This window comes from Denitratisoma sp. DHT3 (genome assembly GCF_007833355.1).
Lineage (GTDB): Bacteria > Pseudomonadota > Gammaproteobacteria > Burkholderiales > Rhodocyclaceae > Denitratisoma.
Genome location: NZ_CP020914.1, coordinates 1,623,240 through 1,642,359, shown reverse-complemented (window position 1 = coordinate 1,642,359; position 19,120 = coordinate 1,623,240). Strand labels below are relative to the sequence as shown.

At 64.6% G+C, this 19,120-nt stretch carries 15 protein-coding genes; 3 read left to right on the top strand and 12 right to left on the bottom strand.

All coding sequences use genetic code 11. The features are described 5' to 3' along the window. The first annotated feature begins 15 nt into the window (after positions 1 to 15). The 3 genes from hemN (at position 16) to B9N43_RS07470 (ending at position 4,409) form a co-directional block, all read left to right on the top strand. Positions 16 to 1,404, top strand: a complete 1,389-nt coding sequence (gene hemN / locus B9N43_RS07480) for an oxygen-independent coproporphyrinogen III oxidase (protein ID WP_145841662.1) — start codon at positions 16 to 18, stop codon at positions 1,402 to 1,404. A 72-nt stretch (positions 1,405 to 1,476) separates the two neighbouring features. Beyond that, entirely contained in the window at positions 1,477 to 2,181 is a 705-nt protein-coding gene (locus B9N43_RS07475; protein ID WP_145843486.1) for a sulfite exporter TauE/SafE family protein, read from the top strand. Next, positions 2,178 to 4,409: a heavy metal translocating P-type ATPase gene (locus tag B9N43_RS07470; protein ID WP_145841661.1), complete on the top strand. Its 2,232-nt coding sequence runs from the start codon at positions 2,178 to 2,180 to the stop codon at positions 4,407 to 4,409. The genes B9N43_RS07475 and B9N43_RS07470 overlap by 4 nt, the downstream gene beginning before the upstream one ends. Before the next feature lie 10 nt (positions 4,410 to 4,419). Here B9N43_RS07470 and B9N43_RS07465 read toward each other — a convergent pair whose 3' ends face one another. The 12 genes from B9N43_RS07465 to panC all read right to left on the bottom strand — a co-directional run bounded on the left by B9N43_RS07465 (position 4,420) and on the right by panC (position 19,119). After that, positions 4,420 to 4,794, bottom strand: a complete 375-nt coding sequence (locus B9N43_RS07465) for a hypothetical protein (protein WP_145841660.1) — start codon at positions 4,792 to 4,794, stop codon at positions 4,420 to 4,422. Between the two features lie 22 nt (positions 4,795 to 4,816). Next, positions 4,817 to 5,008 (bottom strand): hypothetical protein, encoded by a 192-nt coding sequence (locus B9N43_RS07460; protein WP_145841659.1) that lies wholly within the window; start codon positions 5,006 to 5,008, stop codon positions 4,817 to 4,819. Positions 5,009 to 5,155: 147 nt separating this feature from the next. Then, positions 5,156 to 5,845 (bottom strand): response regulator, encoded by a 690-nt coding sequence (locus B9N43_RS07455; RefSeq protein ID WP_145841658.1) that lies wholly within the window; start codon positions 5,843 to 5,845, stop codon positions 5,156 to 5,158. Between the two features lie 11 nt (positions 5,846 to 5,856). Continuing rightward, entirely contained in the window at positions 5,857 to 7,800 is a 1,944-nt protein-coding gene (locus B9N43_RS07450; protein ID WP_186454026.1) for an ATP-binding protein, read from the bottom strand. A 48-nt stretch (positions 7,801 to 7,848) separates the two neighbouring features. Further along, the gene (gene narI, locus B9N43_RS07445) at positions 7,849 to 8,538 is read right to left on the bottom strand and encodes a respiratory nitrate reductase subunit gamma (protein WP_145841656.1); all 690 of its coding nucleotides are present in this window, start codon (positions 8,536 to 8,538) and stop codon (positions 7,849 to 7,851) included. Between the two features lie 24 nt (positions 8,539 to 8,562). After that, positions 8,563 to 9,117 (bottom strand): nitrate reductase molybdenum cofactor assembly chaperone, encoded by a 555-nt coding sequence (gene narJ / locus B9N43_RS07440; RefSeq protein WP_145841655.1) that lies wholly within the window; start codon positions 9,115 to 9,117, stop codon positions 8,563 to 8,565. A gap of 10 nt (positions 9,118 to 9,127) precedes the next feature. Continuing rightward, on the bottom strand, positions 9,128 to 10,678 hold the full coding sequence (gene narH, locus B9N43_RS07435) for a nitrate reductase subunit beta (RefSeq protein ID WP_145841654.1): 1,551 nt from the start codon (positions 10,676 to 10,678) through the stop codon (positions 9,128 to 9,130). Between the two features lie 32 nt (positions 10,679 to 10,710). After that, the gene (locus tag B9N43_RS07430; RefSeq protein WP_145841653.1) at positions 10,711 to 14,466 is read right to left on the bottom strand and encodes a nitrate reductase subunit alpha; all 3,756 of its coding nucleotides are present in this window, start codon (positions 14,464 to 14,466) and stop codon (positions 10,711 to 10,713) included. A gap of 55 nt (positions 14,467 to 14,521) precedes the next feature. Then, positions 14,522 to 16,192, bottom strand: a complete 1,671-nt coding sequence (locus B9N43_RS07425; protein WP_145841652.1) for an MFS transporter — start codon at positions 16,190 to 16,192, stop codon at positions 14,522 to 14,524. 29 nt (positions 16,193 to 16,221) lie between these two features. Continuing rightward, the gene (locus B9N43_RS07420) at positions 16,222 to 17,478 is read right to left on the bottom strand and encodes an MFS transporter (RefSeq protein WP_145841651.1); all 1,257 of its coding nucleotides are present in this window, start codon (positions 17,476 to 17,478) and stop codon (positions 16,222 to 16,224) included. A gap of 300 nt (positions 17,479 to 17,778) precedes the next feature. Continuing rightward, on the bottom strand, positions 17,779 to 18,162 hold the full coding sequence (panD, locus tag B9N43_RS07415; RefSeq protein WP_145841650.1) for an aspartate 1-decarboxylase: 384 nt from the start codon (positions 18,160 to 18,162) through the stop codon (positions 17,779 to 17,781). Between the two features lie 120 nt (positions 18,163 to 18,282). Further along, a complete protein-coding gene (gene panC / locus B9N43_RS07410) occupies positions 18,283 to 19,119 on the bottom strand; it encodes a pantoate--beta-alanine ligase (protein WP_145841649.1) in 837 nt (278 codons plus the stop codon). Between the last annotated feature and the right edge of the window lies 1 nt (position 19,120).

Here is a 19,120-nt window from a genome sequence, read left to right as displayed (position 1 = left end):
CGTTGGACTCCGATCATGCAATTCCAAGAATTTGTCTTTGACCCGCAGCTTATCAAACGGTTTGACGTCAACGGCCCCCGCTACACCTCCTATCCCACTGCAGACCGTTTCGTCGAGGCATTCGACGCGACAACCTACAAATCCTGGCTGGGACGGAGGACGGTGGAGGGAGCTTGTCGACCGCTGTCATTATACGTACACCTCCCTTTCTGCAATACCATTTGCTACTACTGCGCCTGCAACAAGATCATCACCAAGGATCACGGCCGTTCGGCCAAGTACATAAAGTACTTGGGGCGCGAGCTGGCGATGCAGGCCGAGGCCCTGGAGGGGGGGCGGGACGTGGTGCAGCTGCACTGGGGCGGCGGTACGCCCACCTTCCTGTCCCATGAGGAAATGACCCGGCTGATGGATCTGATCCGCAGCCATTTCCGCCTGCTGCCCAATGGGGAATATTCGATCGAGGTCGATCCGCGCAAGGTGGACCGGGCGACGGTCAAGCTGCTGGCGGAACTGGGCTTCAACCGCATGAGTATCGGAGTGCAGGATTTCGAGCCCGCGGTGCAGAAGGCCGTCAACCGCATTCAGTCCCTGGAGGAAACCAAGCTGGTGATGGATTCGGCGCGCGAATTCGGTTTCCAGTCGATCTCCATGGACCTGATCTACGGCCTGCCCAAGCAGAACGTGATCAGTTTCAACCACACCCTGGACGAGGCACTCAAGCTCTCGCCGGACCGTCTTTCCATTTACAACTATGCCCACCTGCCCGGTTTGATGAAGCCCCAGCGGCGCATCCTGGAGTCGGATCTGCCTTCGCCGGACGCCAAGCTGCAGATCCTGCAACTGGCGATCCGCCGTTTGACCGAGGCGGGCTACGTCTTCATCGGCATGGATCACTTCGCCAAACCCGAGGACGAACTGGCGGTGGCCCAGCGCGGCGGTCGTCTGCATCGCAACTTTCAGGGCTATTCGACGCATGCCGAGGCCGATTTGCTGGCCTTCGGGGTGTCCGCCATCGGCAAGGTCGGCCCGACCTACAGCCAGAACGTGCGTACCCTGGACGAGTATTACGATTCCCTGGACCGTGGCGTGCTGCCGGTGATGCGCGGCATCGAGCTGACGGCGGACGACCTTCTGCGCCGTTCCATCATCCAGGCCCTGATGTGCCAGTTCCAGATTTCGATCGAATCCATCGAGATCGCCCATCTGATCGACTTCAAGTCCTACTTCGCCGACGAACTCGCCGACCTGCGGGAAATGGAGGAGGCCGAACTGCTGGAGGTGGGCGAACAATGGATCACCGTGCTGCCCAAGGGCCGCATGTTGGCGCGCAACATCGCCATGGTGTTCGATCGCTATCTGCGCTTGGGCCGGGAAAAGGCGCGCTACTCCAAGGTGATCTGAGCGCGGCCGGCAGCGGTGCCGGCGCCGCTGCTGTTATGCTTGCCGTTTTCCACCTTTGGATGAGAATTCGTGGTGCCTGATTCGGGCCATCTGGCAGTCTTCCTGATCGGTCTCTTGGGCGGCGTCCACTGCGCGGGCATGTGCGGCGGCATCGTCTCCGCCTTGACGATCCAGTTGCCCGGCCAGCGTCCCGCCTGGCCCCTGCATCTGGCCTACAATCTGGGCCGGATCACCAGCTACTGCGTGGCCGGGGCGCTGATGGGCGCCCTGGGCAGCGTCGGCCTGCTGCTCAACGACCTGCTGCCGGTCCAGATGGGACTGTACGTCGCGGCCAATCTGATGCTGATCGCGATGGGGCTCTACCTCAGCGGCATGACCGGCGTGCTGGCCTTCGTGGAGCGAGCCGGGCAGCACCTCTGGCGCCGCGTGCAGCCCCTGACCCGCCGCTTTCTGCCGGTCCGCTCCGTGGCCCGGGCCTATCCCCTCGGCCTGCTCTGGGGCTGGCTGCCGTGCGGCATGGTGTATAGCGTCCTCACCGCGGCCCTGCTGTCGGGGGCTCCCCTGCGGGGCGCCACCATCATGCTGGCGTTCGGACTTGGCACTCTGCCCAATCTGTTGCTGGCGGGTCTGCTGCTGGCCCGCTTCCGTCGCCTGACCCAGGTGCGCGCGGTGCGCCTGGGCGCCGGTCTGCTGGTCCTGGGATTCGGTGTCTTCGGGCTGTTCAACGCTTCGACACTCGGGGGGCGATTGTGGCAAGGAATCGTCTGTCACGTATGAAAACAGAATCCGGAATACCGGCCGCTACCGTCGAACTGGCGCTCACCGGCATGACCTGCGCCAACTGTGCGGCACGGGTGGAAAAGGCCTTGAACGATCTGACCGGAGTCGAGGCCGTGGTCAATTTCGCCAGCGAGCGGGCCCATGTGCGGTATCGGCCCGACCTTGCGACACCGATGGATCTGGTCGCCGCGGTGAATGGTCTGGGACGCTATCGGGCCACCCTCTCCAGCGCCGATAGCCGGGAGGCCGAGAAAGCCCAACGTCTCGCCCTGTATCGGGAGGAGTTGCGGCGGTTCTGGTTCTCCGCCCTGTTGACCCTGCCGCTGGTCGCGCAGATGTTCCTGATGTTCGGCGGCGACGGCCACGAGGAGTGGCTGCCGCGCTGGCTGCAACTGCTGCTGGCCACGCCGGTGCAGTTCTGGATCGGTGGCCGCTTCTACCTGGGGGCCTACCATGCGCTGCGCGGCGGGGGCGGCAACATGGACGTGCTGGTGGCCCTGGGGACGTCGATGGCCTGGTGCTACGGCGCCGTGGTGACCCTGGCCGGTCTGACGCAGCAGCATGTCTATTTCGAGGCCTCCGCCGTCATCATCACCCTGGTGCTGCTCGGCAAGATTCTCGAGGCCCGCGCCAAGGCACGCAGTTCGGCGGCGATCGAGGCCCTGATCCGGCTCCAGCCGCAGACCGCGCGGGTCGAGCGCGATGGGCAATGGGAGGAGATCGCGGTGGCGCGGATGATCCCCGGCGACATCTTCCTGGTGCGCCCCGGCGACAGCTTCCCCGTGGATGGCGAGATCGTGGCCGGCGATTCGCATCTGGACGAGGCGATGCTGACCGGCGAGAGCCGCCCCGTGGCCAAGGGACCGGGAGCCCCGGTGTATGCGGCCACCGTCAACGGCGCCGGCATGCTGCGCTGCCGGGCCACCGGCGTCGGTGCCCACACCCTGCTGGCCGGCATCATCCGCCTGGTGGAAGCGGCGCAGGGCTCGAAAGCGCCGATCCAGCGCCTGGCCGATCGAGTGGCGGGCGTGTTCGTGCCCGCCGTCTGCCTCATCGCCCTCGCCACCTTCGGCGGCTGGTGGTTGTTCGCCGGCGATTTTTCCGCCGCCCTGATCAATGCCGTCGCCGTACTGGTGATCGCCTGTCCCTGCGCCCTGGGGCTGGCGACACCGACGGCGATCATGGTCGGCACCGGGCTCGGCGCCCAGGCCGGCATCCTGATCCGCAACGCCGAGGCGCTCGAGTTGGCCGGCCGCCTGAAGACACTGGCGGTGGACAAGACCGGCACGCTGACCCTCGGGCAGCCGACGGTGACCCGGGTGCTGCCGCTGGCCGGGACTGACGCCGAAACGGTGCTGCGTCTGTGCGCCAGCCTCGAACAGGGATCGAGCCATCCCCTGGCCGCGGCCATCGTCAGTCATGCCCAGGCAGCCGCCCTGGCGCCGAGCCTGCCGCGAGAAGTCGAAAACCTGCCGGGACGCGGCTTGCGCGGCACGCTGGAGGCGGCTGACGCGGCTACGGTGGGGCAGGGCGGCCTGCAAGTCCTGGCCGGGTCGCCGGCCTGGCTGGAAGAGCAGGGGATCGCGGTGGACCGGGATGGCGTCGCGGCACTGGCGGCCGCCGGCAATTCGGTGGTCGCCGTGGCACGGGACGGCATCGCGATCGGCCTGATCGGTATTGCCGACCCGTTGCGGCCCGGATCGGCGCGCGCCGTCGAGCGCCTGAACGCGATGGGCGTCGATGTTGTGATGCTGACGGGCGACAACGCGGCGACGGCGGCGGCGGTGGCGGGTGCCGCCGGCATCGCGGACTACCGGGCCGGCATCCTGCCGGCGGACAAGGCGGCCGTCGTGACCCGGCTCAAGGAGGGCGGCACCGTCGGCATGGTCGGAGATGGCATCAACGATGCGCCGGCGCTGGCCACGGCCGACGTCAGCTTCGCCATGGGCGCCGGTGCCGACGTGGCCCTGGAGGCGGCGGACGTGACCCTGATGCGCGACGACCTGAACAGCGTGGCGGACGCCATCGCGCTGTCGCGGGCGACGCTGGCCAAGATTCGCCAGAATCTGTTCTTCGCCTTCATCTACAACATCCTCGGCCTGCCGCTGGCCGCCTTCGGAATGCTCAACCCGGTGATCGCCGGCGCGGCAATGGCGATGAGCTCGGTTTCCGTGGTCAGCAATTCCCTCTTGCTGCGCCGCTGGCGGCCGGGTGGCCGCCAGTAGGCCGCACCCGTCACCCTCCGCCCAGCCGGCGTGCCGCCCGCGCGGCGGCCAGGGCCGACCGCGCCGGCTTGTGGAGGCCGAGGCTGCGCAGGATCCGGGAAATCTTGTCCCAGCCATCCGCCAGCGCGGTCCCCGGTTTCGTCGCTTCCCGGTAGCTGATCGCCGCCGCAGGCTCGATCGTGGTCGCGGCCGGGGCCGCGGCATTGACGGCGCCCCGCCTGAACGCGCGATATGCGCTCTCCTTTCGCCCCATCAGGTAGAGGGAGAGACCGAGAAACTGGAGGGCGACGATGTCGTCGGGGATGGCGACGAGGAGGCTGCGCGCGATCGTCTCCATCTGAACGAAATTCCCGGACTGGTAGAAATCGGCGAGCAGATCGATCATGACGGGAATCATGATCGCGTGCCTAGTTGGTCATGCGCCGGACGCATCCCGCAAGTTGCCGCTCGCGGTCCTGGGCGGCGCTCCTTTCCCGCTCCGCCAGTTCGAACTTGTCCTCCTCCGCCTGGATCACGGTTCTGGTCGCCCTGGCGCGGACGGGGTCATCGGGGAAATGTTGGGGATTCAGGATTTCAATCAGAGTCGGATACCGATTCATGCCATGGCCCTCGCTACGCTACACATGAGTAATCCGGTAGATGGGGGCGGGCCATGGGAGTTCAATCGGGTTTTGCAACGGCATGTTTCCCGCGCCATCGTCCGCCGTGGGGCGGTCGCTCAAGCGCGCCGGACCGGCGGTCCGGGCTCAGCCGTTGTCCGCCGGCACGATCCCGTGTTCCACGGCATAGACCGCCGCCTGAACCCGGCTGGTCAGGTTGAGCTTGCGCAGAATGCTCTGCACGTGGATCTTGACGGTGCTTTCCGCCACGTCGAGCAGGCGGGCGATTTCCTTGTTGCTTTCCCCGCGGGCCAGACAACCGAGGATTTCCTTTTCGCGCGGCGACAGTCGCTCGACTTCCGGCTTGGCGGCAGGTTCGCCGCCCTGCTCGTGGGCCGTCTGCGAGGGCGACCCGCGCACGCCATGGATCAGCTTGCTCATCATCTGCTGGGCCACCACCGACTCGCCTCCGGCGGCGCGGCGGATGGCGTCGATCAGGAACTCGGTTTCGACGTTCTTCAGCAGATAGCCGGCGGCGCCTGAACGCAGGGTCTGCAGCAGGTCCTCCTCGTCCTCGGAGACGGTCAGCATCAGCACCCGCGCGTCGGGCACGTCCTCGCTGATGATGCGCACCGCCTCCAGTCCCGACATGCCCGGCATGTGCAGATCCAGCAGCACGACCTCGGGCTTGAGGGATTTTGCCCGTTTGACCCCCTCCAGTCCGTCCCCGGCCTCGCCGACGATTTCGAACTCCTCATGGCGCTGGAGCAGCGACTTGATACCGCTGCGGAACAGGGTGTGATCGTCGACGATCAGGACACGGATCGGCTGGGGCATGGCGCTCGGATTCAAAGGGGCCTGGCGGTGATGGGCGGCAAGGTTAGCATCACCGTGGTTCCCTTGCCGGGGACCGAGTGTACCTGGCAGACGCCGCCGATGCGCTGCGCCCGCTCCTGCATGATCTTCAGGCCGACATGCTGATGCTCCGTCAGCGGGTCGGTTTCCCTCTCCGGCGAGAAACCGCGGCCGTCATCGGTGATGGTGACGGTCAGTTTTTCCGGCTGGCGTTCGAGGCGGACCTCCAGGGACTTGGCGCCGGAGTGTTTGCGGGCGTTGGACAGGGCTTCCTGGATGATGTGCAGGGCCTGGGACTCTTCGTCGTGGGGCAGGGACAGCCCCTTGCCGCTGACCACCAGGGTGGTGGCGATGCCGCTTTGCGCCTCCAGTTTCTTCAGGACCTTGGCGACGGCCGTATCCAGCCCCTCGGGCTCCACCCGGGTGCGGAAGTGCACCAGCAGCTCCCGCACGTCGTCGTAGCTTTCCTGCACGCCCTCGCGGATGCGCGCCAGGGTCTCGCGCGCCTCCTCCTGCTTGCCCTGCCGGAGCGATTCGCTCATCAACTGGATCTGGATGTTGAGAAAGGCCAGCCCCTGGGCGATGGAGTCGTGCAACTCCTGGGCCATCAGGTTGCGCTCTCCCGCGACCGCCAGTTCCTTTTCGCTGGCCTGGAGGCGCTGGTTCTCCACGGTCACCGCGAGGTTCTGACCCAGGGTCTCCAGCAGATGCCGCTCGGAAGGCGTCAGCTTGCGGGGCAGGCGGAACATCAAGGTGTAGACGCCGATGACCCGACGATCATAGACGATGGGGAAGGCCGCCACCGTGCGGATACCCTCCTGCTTGCAATAGGCCAGGGGCAGCCTGGCCGCCGCCTCGCGGACGTCGGTCTCGATGCTGCCGTCGATGCTGACCGCCTCGCCGCAGACGCACTCGCCGCACTGCAGGCTGGCTTCGCGCTGGGCGAATTCGTTGGAAACGCCCTCGTGGGCGAGGAGGTACAGTTCCTGGTCCTTCTCGGCGTAAAGCCGCAGCGTGCCGCCGTCGGCGCCGATGGCGCGCAGGGTGCGGTGCAGGAAGCCGTTGCAGAGGGCCTCGGTGGACATGGGCTCGTTGAGGAAGGCGGTGATCTCGTAGAGCGTCGCCAGTTCCTGGTTCTTTTCCTCCAGGCTCTGGGTTTTGCTCTCGACCCGCTGCTCCAGGGTCTGGTACAGGTCCTGCAAGTGGTTGGCCATCAGGTTGAAGCCGTTGGCGAGTTCACCGAACTCGTCGTTGGACTCGACCCGGAGGCGGACGGAGAAATCGTCCGCGGTCATGCGTTGGATGCCCTCCTGCAGCGCCCGCATCGGGCGGACGATGAGAATCAGCGAATAGAGGGTCAGGATGCTGGTGCCGATCACGGCAAGCAGCACCAGCATGACCTGATAGGCGCGCAGCAGATTGGTGCTGTCGGCATAGTTGCGCTCCATCAGGTCGATCAGCTGGTTGATCTCCCGGATGAAACTGTCCGCCCGCAGCGCGTATTCCTGGACGATGGCGTGGCGTCGATCGGCATCCGAGGTGGACAGGAACTCCGCCAGCAGGGGGCGGACGTGGCGGCGCCAGCGGTCATGGAGATCGGAGGCGGCGCGATGGATGCCCAGCTGTTCCGGCAGGAACATGGGGCGGCGCGAGTCGCCGGTTTCGAGGGCTTTCTGCACCCGCTCCAGCCGGTCGATTTCAGCGGCGGCCGCGACCTCGGTGATGGCCGGCAGGCGTTGGTCGATGGCGGAAAGCAAAAAGGCCAGGCGTTCGGTGCGCATGCGCTGGCTGCCCATGTCGTTGATCGCGGCGGCAACACCTTCCAGGCGCCAGGAGGCATGAAGCGTGAGGCCGATCGCAATCAGCGCAACCAGGAAAAAAATTCCGAGAATGCCGAAAATCTTGGTCGAGAGGCTCAGCTTATTCGCCATCATCATTTTCAGCCCCGGGAGGGGCCACATCCGGAGAACGTGGCCCCGGAAAGGTTAGAGACTGCGCTTGGTACGGACGATCTGATAGGCGCGGCCCAGGTAGTTGAAGGGCGCGGTCCAGATATGCACCAGACGGGAGACCGGGAAGATCAGGAACACGGTCATGCCGAACACCAAGTGTATCCGATACACCGTATTCACGGACTCCAGCAATTCCGGCTGTGCGTTCAGCGTCAGCACGCTCTGCACCCAGGCGGTCAGCTGCAGCATCACGGCGGGGTCGCCATGGCTGGCGTGGCCGATCGAGGTGGGGATGGTGGACAGCCCCAGCAGCAACGTGGCCAGCAGCCAGAACAGCACGAAGATGTCCATGAAGCGCGAGGCGGCACGGACCCGGCGGTTGAACACCCGGCGCAGGGCCAGGATGCCGCCGCCGATCAGGCACATCAGGCCGAACACCGAACCGGCGACGATGGCGATCCACTGGTGCTGGAGGTCGCTGATGCCGAGACCCGTCCAAAGGGCATGGGGCAGCACCATGCCGGCGAAGTGGCCGAGAAAGATCGACAGGATGCCGATGTGGAACAGGTTGTTGGCCAGCAGGGTCCAGGCCTTGGAGAGCAACATCGAGGAGTCCGTCTTCCAGGTGTATTGCTCGTGGTCGTAGCGGATCCAGCTGCCGACCAGGAACACGGTCAGCACGATGTAGGGATAGATGCCGAAGAAGAACTTGTGCAGATTCATGATTGGTTTCTCCTAACCGTGGTCTCAGGCGGCAAGCCGAGCCAGGGAACCGTGAGCCTCGACGATCCGGATCAGGGATGCGTAGGGGCTGCCGGCTTGTTCAAGATGGGTGGCCAGGACGCCGAGGACCTTGCCCATGTCGGCCAGGAACACGCGGCCTTCCTCCGCCTCCAGGCCGGAGACGAACTCCAGGATCAGGGGCAGGAAGTCGGGCAGTTCCTTGGGGTCGTGGGCCAGGCCGTAGCTGCGGTAGATCTCGCCCAGGTCGATCAGCGCCGGGCCGCGGGTCTTTTCCTCACCGAAGATGTGGTGGGTCAGATGCAGGCTGTGTTCCGGCGTCATGTCGAAGGTCTGGACGTAGTCGGCGCGCAGTTGGGTCGGATCGGTTGCCAGCAGGTGGTCGATGAAGTGGGCCACCGCGGCGACCTCCTCGTCGCCAAGCCGGCCTTCGTCGTCCAGGCGCGCGACCAGGGTGCGGGTCGAGCCCGCTCCCTCGTCCCGCACCGCCTCGGTCAGCGCCGCCAGATCCTCGTCGCTGGGGTAGTTCAGCAGCAGTGCGATCAGTTTGAAGATTTGCATGATGTTCTCCTCAGTCGCGCGGATCGGCCAGCGGAGCCGGCTCACGGGACTCGACGGTTTCCTTGCGGCGCTCGGGGAACAGCGAGTTGGGCGACACGCCGGCCGAGGAATCGTTGCCGAAGGTGAAGCCGTTCTGGCCCTGGAAGCCGTAGTAGTCGTCGAGACGGATCTCCTCGTGGGAGGTCGGAATCACGAAACGGTCCTCGTAGTTGGCGATGGCCAGGTAGCGGTACATCTCCTTGGCCATGTCCTCGGTCATGCCCACGGTTTCCAGGGCGCGGGTGTCGGCCTTGCCCTCGACGTGGATCGAGCGCTGGTAGGAGCGCATCGCGATCATGCGGTTCAGGGCGTCGACGATGGGCTGCTCCTTGCCGGCGGTCAGCAGGTTGGCCAGATACTGCACCGGCAGGCGCATGGCGGAAGCCTTGGGGATCACGCCGTCGGACTCGGTGGGCAGGTTCTTCTGGTCGATCTGCGACTGCACCGGGGAGAGCGGCGGCACGTACCAGATCATCGGCAGGGTGCGGAACTCGGGATGCAGCGGGAAGGCGATCTTCCACTGCACCGCCATCTTGTAGATGGGCGACTTCTGCGCGGCGATGATCCAGTCCATGCTGATGCCGTCCTTCTTGGCCTGCTCGATGATCGCCGGGTCGAAGGGATCCACGAACAGGTCCAGATGAGCCTGGTAGAGATCCTGGCTGTTGTCGGTGCTGGCGGCATCGAGCAGCTTGTCGGCATCGTAGAGGATGATGCCGTTGTAGCGGATGCGGCCGACGCAGGATTCCGAACAGACCGTGGGCAGGCCGCTCTCGACGCGGGGATAGCAGCCGATGCATTTCTCGGCCTTGGACGATTCCCAGTTGAAGAACACCTTCTTGTAGGGGCAGCCCGAGATGCACATGCGCCAGCCGCGGCAGCGGTCCTGGTCGGCCAGCACGATGCCGTCCTCTTCACGCTTGTAGAGGGCGCCGGAGGGGCAGGAGGCGACGCAGGCCGGATTGATGCAGTGGTTGCAGATCCGGGGCAGGTACATGTGGAAGGTGTTCTCGAACTGCTTGTACATCTCCTTCTGCATGTCCTTGAAGTTCGCGTCCCGCGAGCGGGAGGCGAATTCGCCGGCCAGGTCGTCTTCCCAGTTGGGACCCCAGGTGATCTTGTCCATCTGTTCGCCGGTGATCTGGGACACGGGACGGGCCGTCGGGGTCGCCTCGGACAGCGGCGCGTTCTGCAGGCGCGCGTAGTTGTAGCTGAACGGTTCGTAGTAGTCGTCGATCTCGGGCAGGTTGGGGTTGGCGAAGATCTGGATCATCTTCTTCACCCGGCCGCCGGCCTTCAGTTCCAGCTTGCCGTTGACCTTCTCCCAGCCGCCCTTCCACTTCTCCTGGTTCTCCCACTGCTTGGGATAACCGATGCCGGGCTTGGACTCGACGTTGTTGAACCAGGCGTACTCCACCCCCTTGCGGTTGGTCCAGACGTTCTTACACGTCACGGAACAGGTGTGGCAGCCGATGCACTTATCGAGGTTGAACACCATTGCGAATTGTGCGCGGATTTTCATAACAATCTCCTAAATGTTCCTGTCGACTCTGATCAGCGCTTGCCGATCCCCGGGGGGTTCGGGGCCGCTTCACGCTCGGCCGTGAGAGGCCGCTCCAGCCAGTCGATGTTCTGGTCCTCGATCTTGTGGATCACCACCACTTCGTCGCGGTTGCAGCCGACGGTGCCGTAGTAGTTGAAGCTGTAGGCGAGCTGGGCGTAGCCGCCGACCATGTTGGTCGGCTTGACCACCACCCGCGTCAGCGAGTTGAGGATGCCGCCACGCTTGCCGGTGCTGTTGGAGCCGGGCATGTTCACGTTCTTCTCCTGGGCGTGGTACATGATCGCCATGCCCTTGGGTACCCGCTGCGAGACTACGGCGCGGACCACGGTGGCGCCGTTGGCGTTGATCACCTCGACCCAGTCGTTATCGCGGATGCCGATGCCTGCAGCCTCTTCCTCAGACAGCCAGACGTAGGGGCCGCCGCGGAACAGGTTCAACATGCGCAGGTTGTCCTGGTAGGAGGAGTGGATGCCCCACTTGGAGTGCGGGGTGATCCAGCTCAGCACCAGGTGCGGCTTCTGCTTCACGTTGTCCGGCACGATCTCGTGGGCCTTGGTGTCGACGGGCGGCTTGAAGGTGCAGAAGCCCTCGCCGAAGTCGAGGAACCACTCGTGATCCTGGTAGAAGTGGGCGCGGCCGGTGAGCGTGCGGAACGGGATGTGCTCATGGATGTTGGTGTAGCCGGCGGTGTAGGACACCTTCTCCGACTCGATGCCGGACCAGGTCGGCGCAGTGATGATCTTGCGCGGCTGGGCGGTGATGTCGCGGAAGGTGATCTTGTCCTCGTGGCGGCCGGCGTACAGGTGGTGGTGATCGATGCCGGTCTTCTTGGACAGGGCGCTCCACGACTTGTGCGCCACTTCACCGTTGGTTTCCGGCGCCATGCGCATGATCGCGTCGCAGACGTAGATGTCTTCCTCGAGCGAGGGCATGCCCTTGGAGACGCCTTCCTCCTTCACCGTGTAGTTGCACTTCTTCAGCTCTTCGTACTCTTCCTCGGTGTTCCAGTCGATGCCCTTGACGTTGTTGCCGAGCTTGACCATCAGGGGGCCCAGCGCGATGTACTTGTTGTAGGTGCTGCCGTAATCGCGCTCCACCACCTTCAGGATCGGCATGGTCTTGCCCGGCACCGGCTCGCACTCGCCCAGCTTCCAGTCCTTGACCTGGCCGAAGGGCTGGGCCAGTTCCATGGCGGAGTCGTGCTGCATGGGGAGGGCCACCAGATCCTTTTTCACGCCCAGATGCTTGGCGGCGAGGCCGGAGAAGGTCTTGGCCAGGGTCTTGAAGATTTGCCAGTCGGACTTGGATTCCCAGCCCGGCGTGACCGCTTCGCCCAGGGGATGGATGAAGGGGTGCATGTCCGTGGTGTTGAGGTCGTTCTTCTCGTACCAGGTGGCGGTGGGCAGGATGATGTCGGAGTAGGCGCCGGTGGAGTTGAGGCGGAAGTTGATGTCCACCATCAGGTCGAGCTTGCCGGTGGGGCCTTCCTCGTGCCACTTCACTTCCGTGCAGCCCTTGCCGGCGCCGCCTTCCTGCATCACACCGTTCTGCGCGCCCAGGAGGTGCTTGAGGAAATATTCGTGGCCCTTGGCCGAGGTACCGATCAGGTTGGCGCGCCAGACGAAGAGGTTGCGCGGCCAGTTCACCGGGTTGTCGACGTCGGCGTAGGCCATGTCCAGCTCGCCCGACTTCAGCTGCTCGACCACGTACTTGGCGACGCCCGTTTCATCGCTGGCGCCGGCCTTCTCGGCAGCAGCCACCAGTTCCAGCGGGTTGCGGTTGAAGTGGGGTGCCGAGGGCAGCCAGCCCAGGCGGGTGGCCTTGACGTTGTAGTCGGCCAGCTTCATGCCCTTGTTGCGGTTCCTGCCGGCGGGCGAGAGCATGGCGTCGGCGTCCAGGGTCTCGTAGCGCCACTGGTCGGTGTGGAAGTACCAGTAGGAGGTGGAGTTCTGGTGCCGGGGCGGACGCTGCCAGTCGAGGGCGAAGGCGATCGGCGCCCAGCCGGCCTGCGGCCGCAGCTTTTCCTGGCCCACGTAGTGCGCCCAGCCGCCGCCGCTCTGGCCGACGCAGCCGCAGATGTGCAGCAGGTTCATGATGGCGCGGTAGGACAGGTCGTTGTGGTACCAGTGGTTGATCGCGGCGCCCATGATGACCATCGACTTGCCGTGGGTCTTGGCGGCGTTGTCGGCGAACTCGCGGCCGGTGCGCTCCAGGTCGGCGGCCTTGACGCCGGTGACCTTGGCGGCCCAGGCGGGAGTGTAGGCCACGTTGGCGTCGTCGTAGGTGGAGGCGACGTTGCCGCCGCCGAGGCCGCGGTCGATGCCGTAGTTGGCCACCTGCAGGTCGAACACGCTGGCGACCAGCACTTCCTCGCCGGAGGCGAGTTTCAGCTTCTTCACCGGCACGTTGCGGTAGAGCAGTTCCTTCTCGCCCGGCGTGAAGTGGGGGAAGCCCACGGAGACCACGTCGTCGCGGTTGTCGATGCAGGAGAGTTCGGCCTGGGTTTCCTGTTGGTCGTTGCCGGCCTTCTCCAGCAGGTTCCACTTGCCGTCCTCGCCCCAGCGGAAGCCGATGGAGCCGTTGGGCGCCACGTAGCTCTTGCTCTTCTGGTCATAGACCACGGTCTTCCACTCGGGATTGTTGGCCTCGCCCAGGTTGCCGTCGAAGTCGGAGGCGCGCAGGTTGCGGTCGGTGACGTAGCCGTCGCCGAACTTGCGCAGCATCACCAGCATCGGCAGGTCGGTGTATTTGCGGGCGTATTCCTGGAAGTAGGGGTCCTGCTTCTCGATGTAGAACTCCTTCAGCGCGACATGCGCCATGGCCAGGAAGGCGGCGGAGTCGGTACCCTGCTTGACCGGCATCCAGAGGTCGGCGAACTTCACGTACTCGGCGTAGTCCGGCGCCATGGAGACGATCTTGGTGCCCTTGTAGCGCACTTCGGTGGCGAAGTGGGCATCCGGCGTACGGGTCATCGGCAGGTTGGCGCCGGTGATGATCAGGTAGGTCGAGTTGTACCAGTCGGCAGCCTCGGGCACGTCGGTCTGTTCGCCCCAGGTCTGGGGGGAGGCGGCGGGAAGGTCGCAGTACCAGTCGTAGAAGGAACCGCAGGCGCCGCCGATCAGGGACAGGTAGCGGGAGCCGGCGGCGTAGGAAATCATCGACATGGCAGGGATCGGCGAGAAACCGTAGATCCGGTCCGGGCCCCACTTCTTGATGGTGTAGACGTTGGCGGCGGCGATGATCTCGTTGACTTCGTTCCAGTCGGTGCGGACGAAGCCGCCCAGGCCGCGCACGCGCACGTATTTGTCGCGCTTCTTGGGGTCGGCCTGGATGGCTTCCCAGGCTTCCACCGGGTCCTTGCCGGACTTGCGCTCGGCGCGATAGAGGTCCAGCAGCCGGCCGCGGATCAGCGGGTACTTGATGCGATGGGGGCTATACAGGTACCAGGAGAAGGAGGCACCGCGCTGGCAGCCGCGGGGCTCGTGGTTGGGCAGGTCCTCGCGGGTGCGGGGATAGTCGGTCTGCTGCATCTCGAAGGACACCAGGCCGTTCTTGACGAAGATCTTCCAGGAACAGCCGCCGGTGCAGTTCACGCCGTGGGTGGAGCGGACCACCTTGTCGTGGCGCCAGCGGTTGCGGTAGGCGTCTTCCCATTTGCGGTCTTCGTTGGTGACGATGCCGTGGTCACCGGAAAAGGTGTCCTTGATCTTGTCGAAAAACTTCAGTCGGTCGAGTAAATGGCTCATTACAGTCTCCTTGGGGTGGCGACGGGTTTGGAGCCCGCCGCCTGGTTAGTTCGAATTAGGGGTTCTGGATGTAGGCGTTCTTGCGCAGGTAGAACCACCAGTTGATGACGACGCAGACGGCGTAGAACACCGCGAAGCCATACATCGCCACTTCCGGCGTACCAGCCTTGATCTGGTCGCCGATCACCACCGGGGCGACGAAGGACCCGTAGGCGGCCACGGCGGAGGTCCAGCCCAGCACCGGACCGGCCTGCTCGCGATCGAAGATCACGCCGACGCTGCGGAAGGTGGAGCCGTTGCCGATGCCGGATGCGGCGAAGAGGACGATGAACAGCAACATGAAGATGAAGAAGTACTGCTCCGGGGTCTGCGACTGGTAGGCCATCATCATCACGTAGCCGGCGGCGGCGGAGGCCACCACCATGACCAGGGAGATCACCTGGGTGACGATCGCGCCGCCGACCTTGTCGGAGATCCAGCCGCCGACGGGGCGGATCAGGGCGCCGACGAAGGGGCCGATCCAGGCGTAGGTGAGTGCCGAGGGGGCGTTGGGATTCTTCAGGGCGTGGCTCCAGACGCCGGTGGCCGGATCCATCACGTGCTGGAAGCCGAAGATCACCGTGATCGACAGGGGCAGCGCCATCGAGAAGCCGATGAAGGAGCCGAAGGTGACGATGTACAGCGCGGTCATCGACCAGGTGTGCTTGTTGCTGAAGATCTTGAACTGCTTGGCTAGGTTGGGGCGCATGTCACCGAAGGCGGTGAGCTTCATCACTACCAGCATGCCGATGATGATGGCCGGCATGGCGGCCCACATGTTGAGGGCACCCAGGCCGAAGGGCTTGGGCAGGTAGAGGTAGAGGCCGACGGCGGAGATCACCAGGCCCAGCAGGTAGAGCCAGGTCACCTTGATGAAGGCGCCGATGGTGGAGCCGACGTTGGGCGACACGCTCTTCAGGTTGTTCATGCCGAAGAAACCGAAGAAGGCGAGCGGTACCAGCAGCAGCATCCAGACGAAACCGGCGTTCTGGACGAAGGTGGGGGTGCCCGCCTTGATCTTGCCGAACAGCCAGCCGGAGTCCTTCACCAGCATCATGGAGTCGCCGCCCATGGTGCCGAACAGGCCTATGGTCATCACCAGGGGGATCAGGATCTGGCTGGTGGTGACGCCGAAGTTGCCGAGGCCGGCATTAAGGCCGAGGCCCGTGCCCTGCAGGCGCTTGGGGAAGAAGCCGCTGATGTTGGACATCGAGCAGGCGAAGTTGCCGCCGCCGAAGCCGGAGAGCAGGGCGCAGAGCTGGAACATCCAGAGCGGGGTGTCCTTGCTCTGCAGCGCGATGCCGGTGAGCATGGCCGGGATCATCAGGAAGGCCGTGGTCAGGAACACCGTGTTGCGGCCGCCGGCGATGCGGATCATGAAGGAGGCCGGAATCCGCAGGGTGGCGCCGGAAAGGCCGGCGATGGCGGTGAGCGTGAACAGCTGCTTCTGCTCGAAGGGATAGCCCAGGTTCAGCATCTGCACCGTGATGATGCCCCACATCAGCCAGACGGCGAAGCCGCAGAGCAGGCTGGGGATGGAAATCCAGAGGTTGCGGTTGGCGATGCGCTTGCCGGTCGATTCCCAGAAGGTGCTGTCTTCCGGGCGCCAGTCGTCGATATCGACGCCGCGGCTGCGCGGGGCGTCTATGCCGACGCTGCTGCTGCGCTGCGATGCGTTAGCGGTCATGATGGATTACCTTTCAAGTGGCGGGAACGTTATTCGAGGGTGTCGACGGCGACGCGGCGGTGCAGGATGGTGGTGGCGCGGACCTCGGTCCAGTACATCCAGATCAGGGAAACCCAGACCACGCCGTACATCAGCATGAAGCAGCTGGAGCGCACGCCGGTCAGGTCGACCAGCGCGCCGAACATGATCGGCAGCAGGAAGCCGCCCAGGCCGCCGGCCAGGCCGACGATGCCGGAGACGACGCCGATGTTGTGCGGGTAGTCGTCGGAGATGTACTTGAAGACCGAAGCCTTGCCGACCGCCCAGGCGATGCCCATGGCGAACATCAGGATGGTGAATACGGTGGGCGTCAGGCCGATGTCGTAGGTCTGGGGGCCGCTGACGGTCTTGATGGTGAATTCGGTCTGGGGATAGGAGAGGACGAACAGGCAGATCCAGGACAGCCACAGCACCCACCAGGTCACCTTGTGGGCGCCCCACTTGTCGGACATCCAGCCGCCCATGGCGCGCAGCACGCCGCCGGGCAGAGAGAAGCAGGCGGCCAGGAGCGCCGCGGTCTTCAGGTCGAAGCCGTATTCCGAGACGTAGTACTTGGTCATCCAGAGGGACAGGCCGACATAGCCGCCGAAGACGATGGAATAGTACTGGCAGTACTTCCAGACCTTGGGGTCCTTCAGGGCCGCCAGTTGCTCCTTCACGGAAACGGCGGCTCCGCTCTTGTGGCTGGGGTCGTCGAAGCTGAAGAACCAGAACACGAGGGCCGTGACCAGCATCGCGACGGCATAGACCTGGGGCACCATGTTCCAGCCGTAGGCAATGACGATGGAGGGCGCCACCAGCTTGGTGACGGCTGCGCCGGAATTGCCGGCGCCGAAAATCCCCATCGCGAAGCCTTGGTTCTTCTTTTCGAACCAGCGGGCGCAATAGGCGATGCCCACCGAGAACGAACCGCCGGCCACGCCGACGAACAGGCCCGCCACCAGGAACTGCCAGTATTGAGTGGCCTGGGAGATCAGGTAGATCGGCACCACGGTGGACAGCATCAGCACGAAGAACACGATGCGTCCGCCGAAGCGGTCGGTCAGCATGCCCAGCGGCAGACGGATCAGGGAGCCGGTGAGCACCGGCATGGCGGTGAGCAGGCCGAACTGGGTCTCGTTGAGTTGCAGCAGGGTCTTGATCGGAATGCCGATCACCGCGAACATCATCCAGACCATGAAGCACACGGTGAAGGAGAGTGTGCTCATGGTGAGGACGGATAGCTGCTTGGTCTTGTGCGTTGCCATTTCCGTTCTCCCAAAACTTGCGCTCGAGTTGCTTGTCCGGGTGGCATGGAATGGGCGCCTGGCGCTGTGACGCGGACCTTTGCCACCGTGCGCGCAGCATAGGGAACGGCGGCGGCGGCGACCATTCTCCTGAAGCAGGAGGGGTCACTCCGGCGGACTGGCCGGAAGAACTAGTTCTCTTGGACGGATGGCGGGCCAGGGCGGACGTGACGATGCCGCGCCGTCAACGGAAAAGGCCCGCCATTGGCGGGCCTTCGGGAGCGAGCCGGAGACGATCCGGCGGTCCGGTGACTCAGCCGCTCAGGCGACGGCCTGGGCGGGAATCTTGTGCTTCTGGTTGGTGATGCGGTTCTTGGCGTCCACGTAGATCAGATCGGGTTCGTACTTCTGCAGCTCGATCTCGTTGTAGGTGGCGTAGGTGGCGATGATCAGCAGATCGCCCGGGGCCGCCAGGCGGGCCGCCGCGCCGTTGACCGAAATGGCGCCGCTGCCGCGCTCGGCGCGGATGGCGTAGGTGGTGAAGCGCTCGCCGTTGTTGACGTTGTAGATGTCGATCTGCTGGTATTCCTTGATGTCGGCGGCATCCAGCAGGTTTTCATCGATGGCGCAGGAACCCTCGTAATGGAGTTCGGATTGGGTCACGGTGACCCGGTGCAGCTTGGACTTCAACATGGTACGTTGCATGTTCGTTCCTTCTCAGGCAAAGGATGCGACCAATGATCCGGGCGCCCATCGCGATTGCGGGATGGATGCCCCTCCGTTTTCGCTGCTGGTCCACCGCCGGCCTGAGCGCATCGCGGTGTCCTAAACTTCCAGGTTGTCGATGAGGCGCGTGCTACCCAGACGCGCCGCGGCCAACACCACCAACCCGGATTCGTGAGCGGACGGGAATTGTAAATCAAATTTTTTGCGTACTGCAACATAGTCGGGCAACCAATTGTTCGCTTTTAGCTGACTGACGGTGTTCCGCTCCAGTTGCGGGAAGTCGTGGTTTCCCGCACGGATTTCGGCTACTACTTTGGTCAGTAGTTCGAATAACCGGGGCGCTTCCTTGCGTTCCGCTTCGGTCAGATAGCCGTTGCGCGAGGAAAGCGCCAGGCCGTCGGTTGCGCGGACGGTCTCGCCGCCGACGATCTCGATGGGCAGGTTCAGGTCCCGCACCATGTTGCGGATGATCATCAACTGCTGGTAGTCCTTCTTGCCGAACAGCGCCACCTGGGGCTGGGCGATCTGGAACAGCTTCATCACCACCGTGGCCATGCCGCGGAAATGGCCGGGGCGGAACTCGCCGTCGAGAATGCCGGCTTGTTCGGCCGGCGGGTCGATGTGATAGCCCTGGGGCTGGGGGTACATTTCCGCTTCGTCGGGTGCGAACAGGTGATCCACGCCGGCTTCGGCCAGCCGCTGACGGTCGGCCTCGAAGGTGCGGGGATATTTTTCGAAATCCTCGCCGGGACGGAATTGCAGGCGGTTGACGAAGATGGTCGCGACCACGCTGTCGCCGTGCTCCCGCGCCTGGCGCATCAGGGCGATATGACCGTCATGGAGGTTGCCCATGGTGGGCACCAGGGCCACGCGCTGGCCGGAACCGGCGTCACGCAGGGCGGCGCGCAGGCCTGCGATGGTGGTGTGGATCTGCATG

Excerpts from the sequence above, each read along its gene's own strand:
- narH (WP_145841654.1), bottom strand. The coding sequence starts at position 10,678 with ATGAAAATCCGCGCACAATTCGCAATGGTGTTCAACCTCGATAAGTGC.
- B9N43_RS07450 (WP_186454026.1), bottom strand. The coding sequence starts at position 7,800 with ATGATGATGGCGAATAAGCTGAGCCTCTCGACCAAGATTTTCGGCATT.
- panD (WP_145841650.1), bottom strand. The coding sequence starts at position 18,162 with ATGCAACGTACCATGTTGAAGTCCAAGCTGCACCGGGTCACCGTGACC.
- B9N43_RS07430 (WP_145841653.1), bottom strand. The coding sequence starts at position 14,466 with ATGAGCCATTTACTCGACCGACTGAAGTTTTTCGACAAGATCAAGGAC.
- B9N43_RS07465 (WP_145841660.1), bottom strand. The coding sequence starts at position 4,794 with ATGATCGATCTGCTCGCCGATTTCTACCAGTCCGGGAATTTCGTTCAG.
- hemN (WP_145841662.1), top strand. The coding sequence starts at position 16 with ATGCAATTCCAAGAATTTGTCTTTGACCCGCAGCTTATCAAACGGTTT.
- B9N43_RS07455 (WP_145841658.1), bottom strand. The coding sequence starts at position 5,845 with ATGCCCCAGCCGATCCGTGTCCTGATCGTCGACGATCACACCCTGTTC.
- B9N43_RS07420 (WP_145841651.1), bottom strand. The coding sequence starts at position 17,478 with ATGGCAACGCACAAGACCAAGCAGCTATCCGTCCTCACCATGAGCACA.
- B9N43_RS07470 (WP_145841661.1), top strand. The coding sequence starts at position 2,178 with ATGAAAACAGAATCCGGAATACCGGCCGCTACCGTCGAACTGGCGCTC.
- narJ (WP_145841655.1), bottom strand. The coding sequence starts at position 9,117 with ATGCAAATCTTCAAACTGATCGCACTGCTGCTGAACTACCCCAGCGAC.
- B9N43_RS07460 (WP_145841659.1), bottom strand. The coding sequence starts at position 5,008 with ATGAATCGGTATCCGACTCTGATTGAAATCCTGAATCCCCAACATTTC.
- panC (WP_145841649.1), bottom strand. The coding sequence starts at position 19,119 with ATGCAGATCCACACCACCATCGCAGGCCTGCGCGCCGCCCTGCGTGAC.
- narI (WP_145841656.1), bottom strand. The coding sequence starts at position 8,538 with ATGAATCTGCACAAGTTCTTCTTCGGCATCTATCCCTACATCGTGCTG.
- B9N43_RS07425 (WP_145841652.1), bottom strand. The coding sequence starts at position 16,192 with ATGACCGCTAACGCATCGCAGCGCAGCAGCAGCGTCGGCATAGACGCC.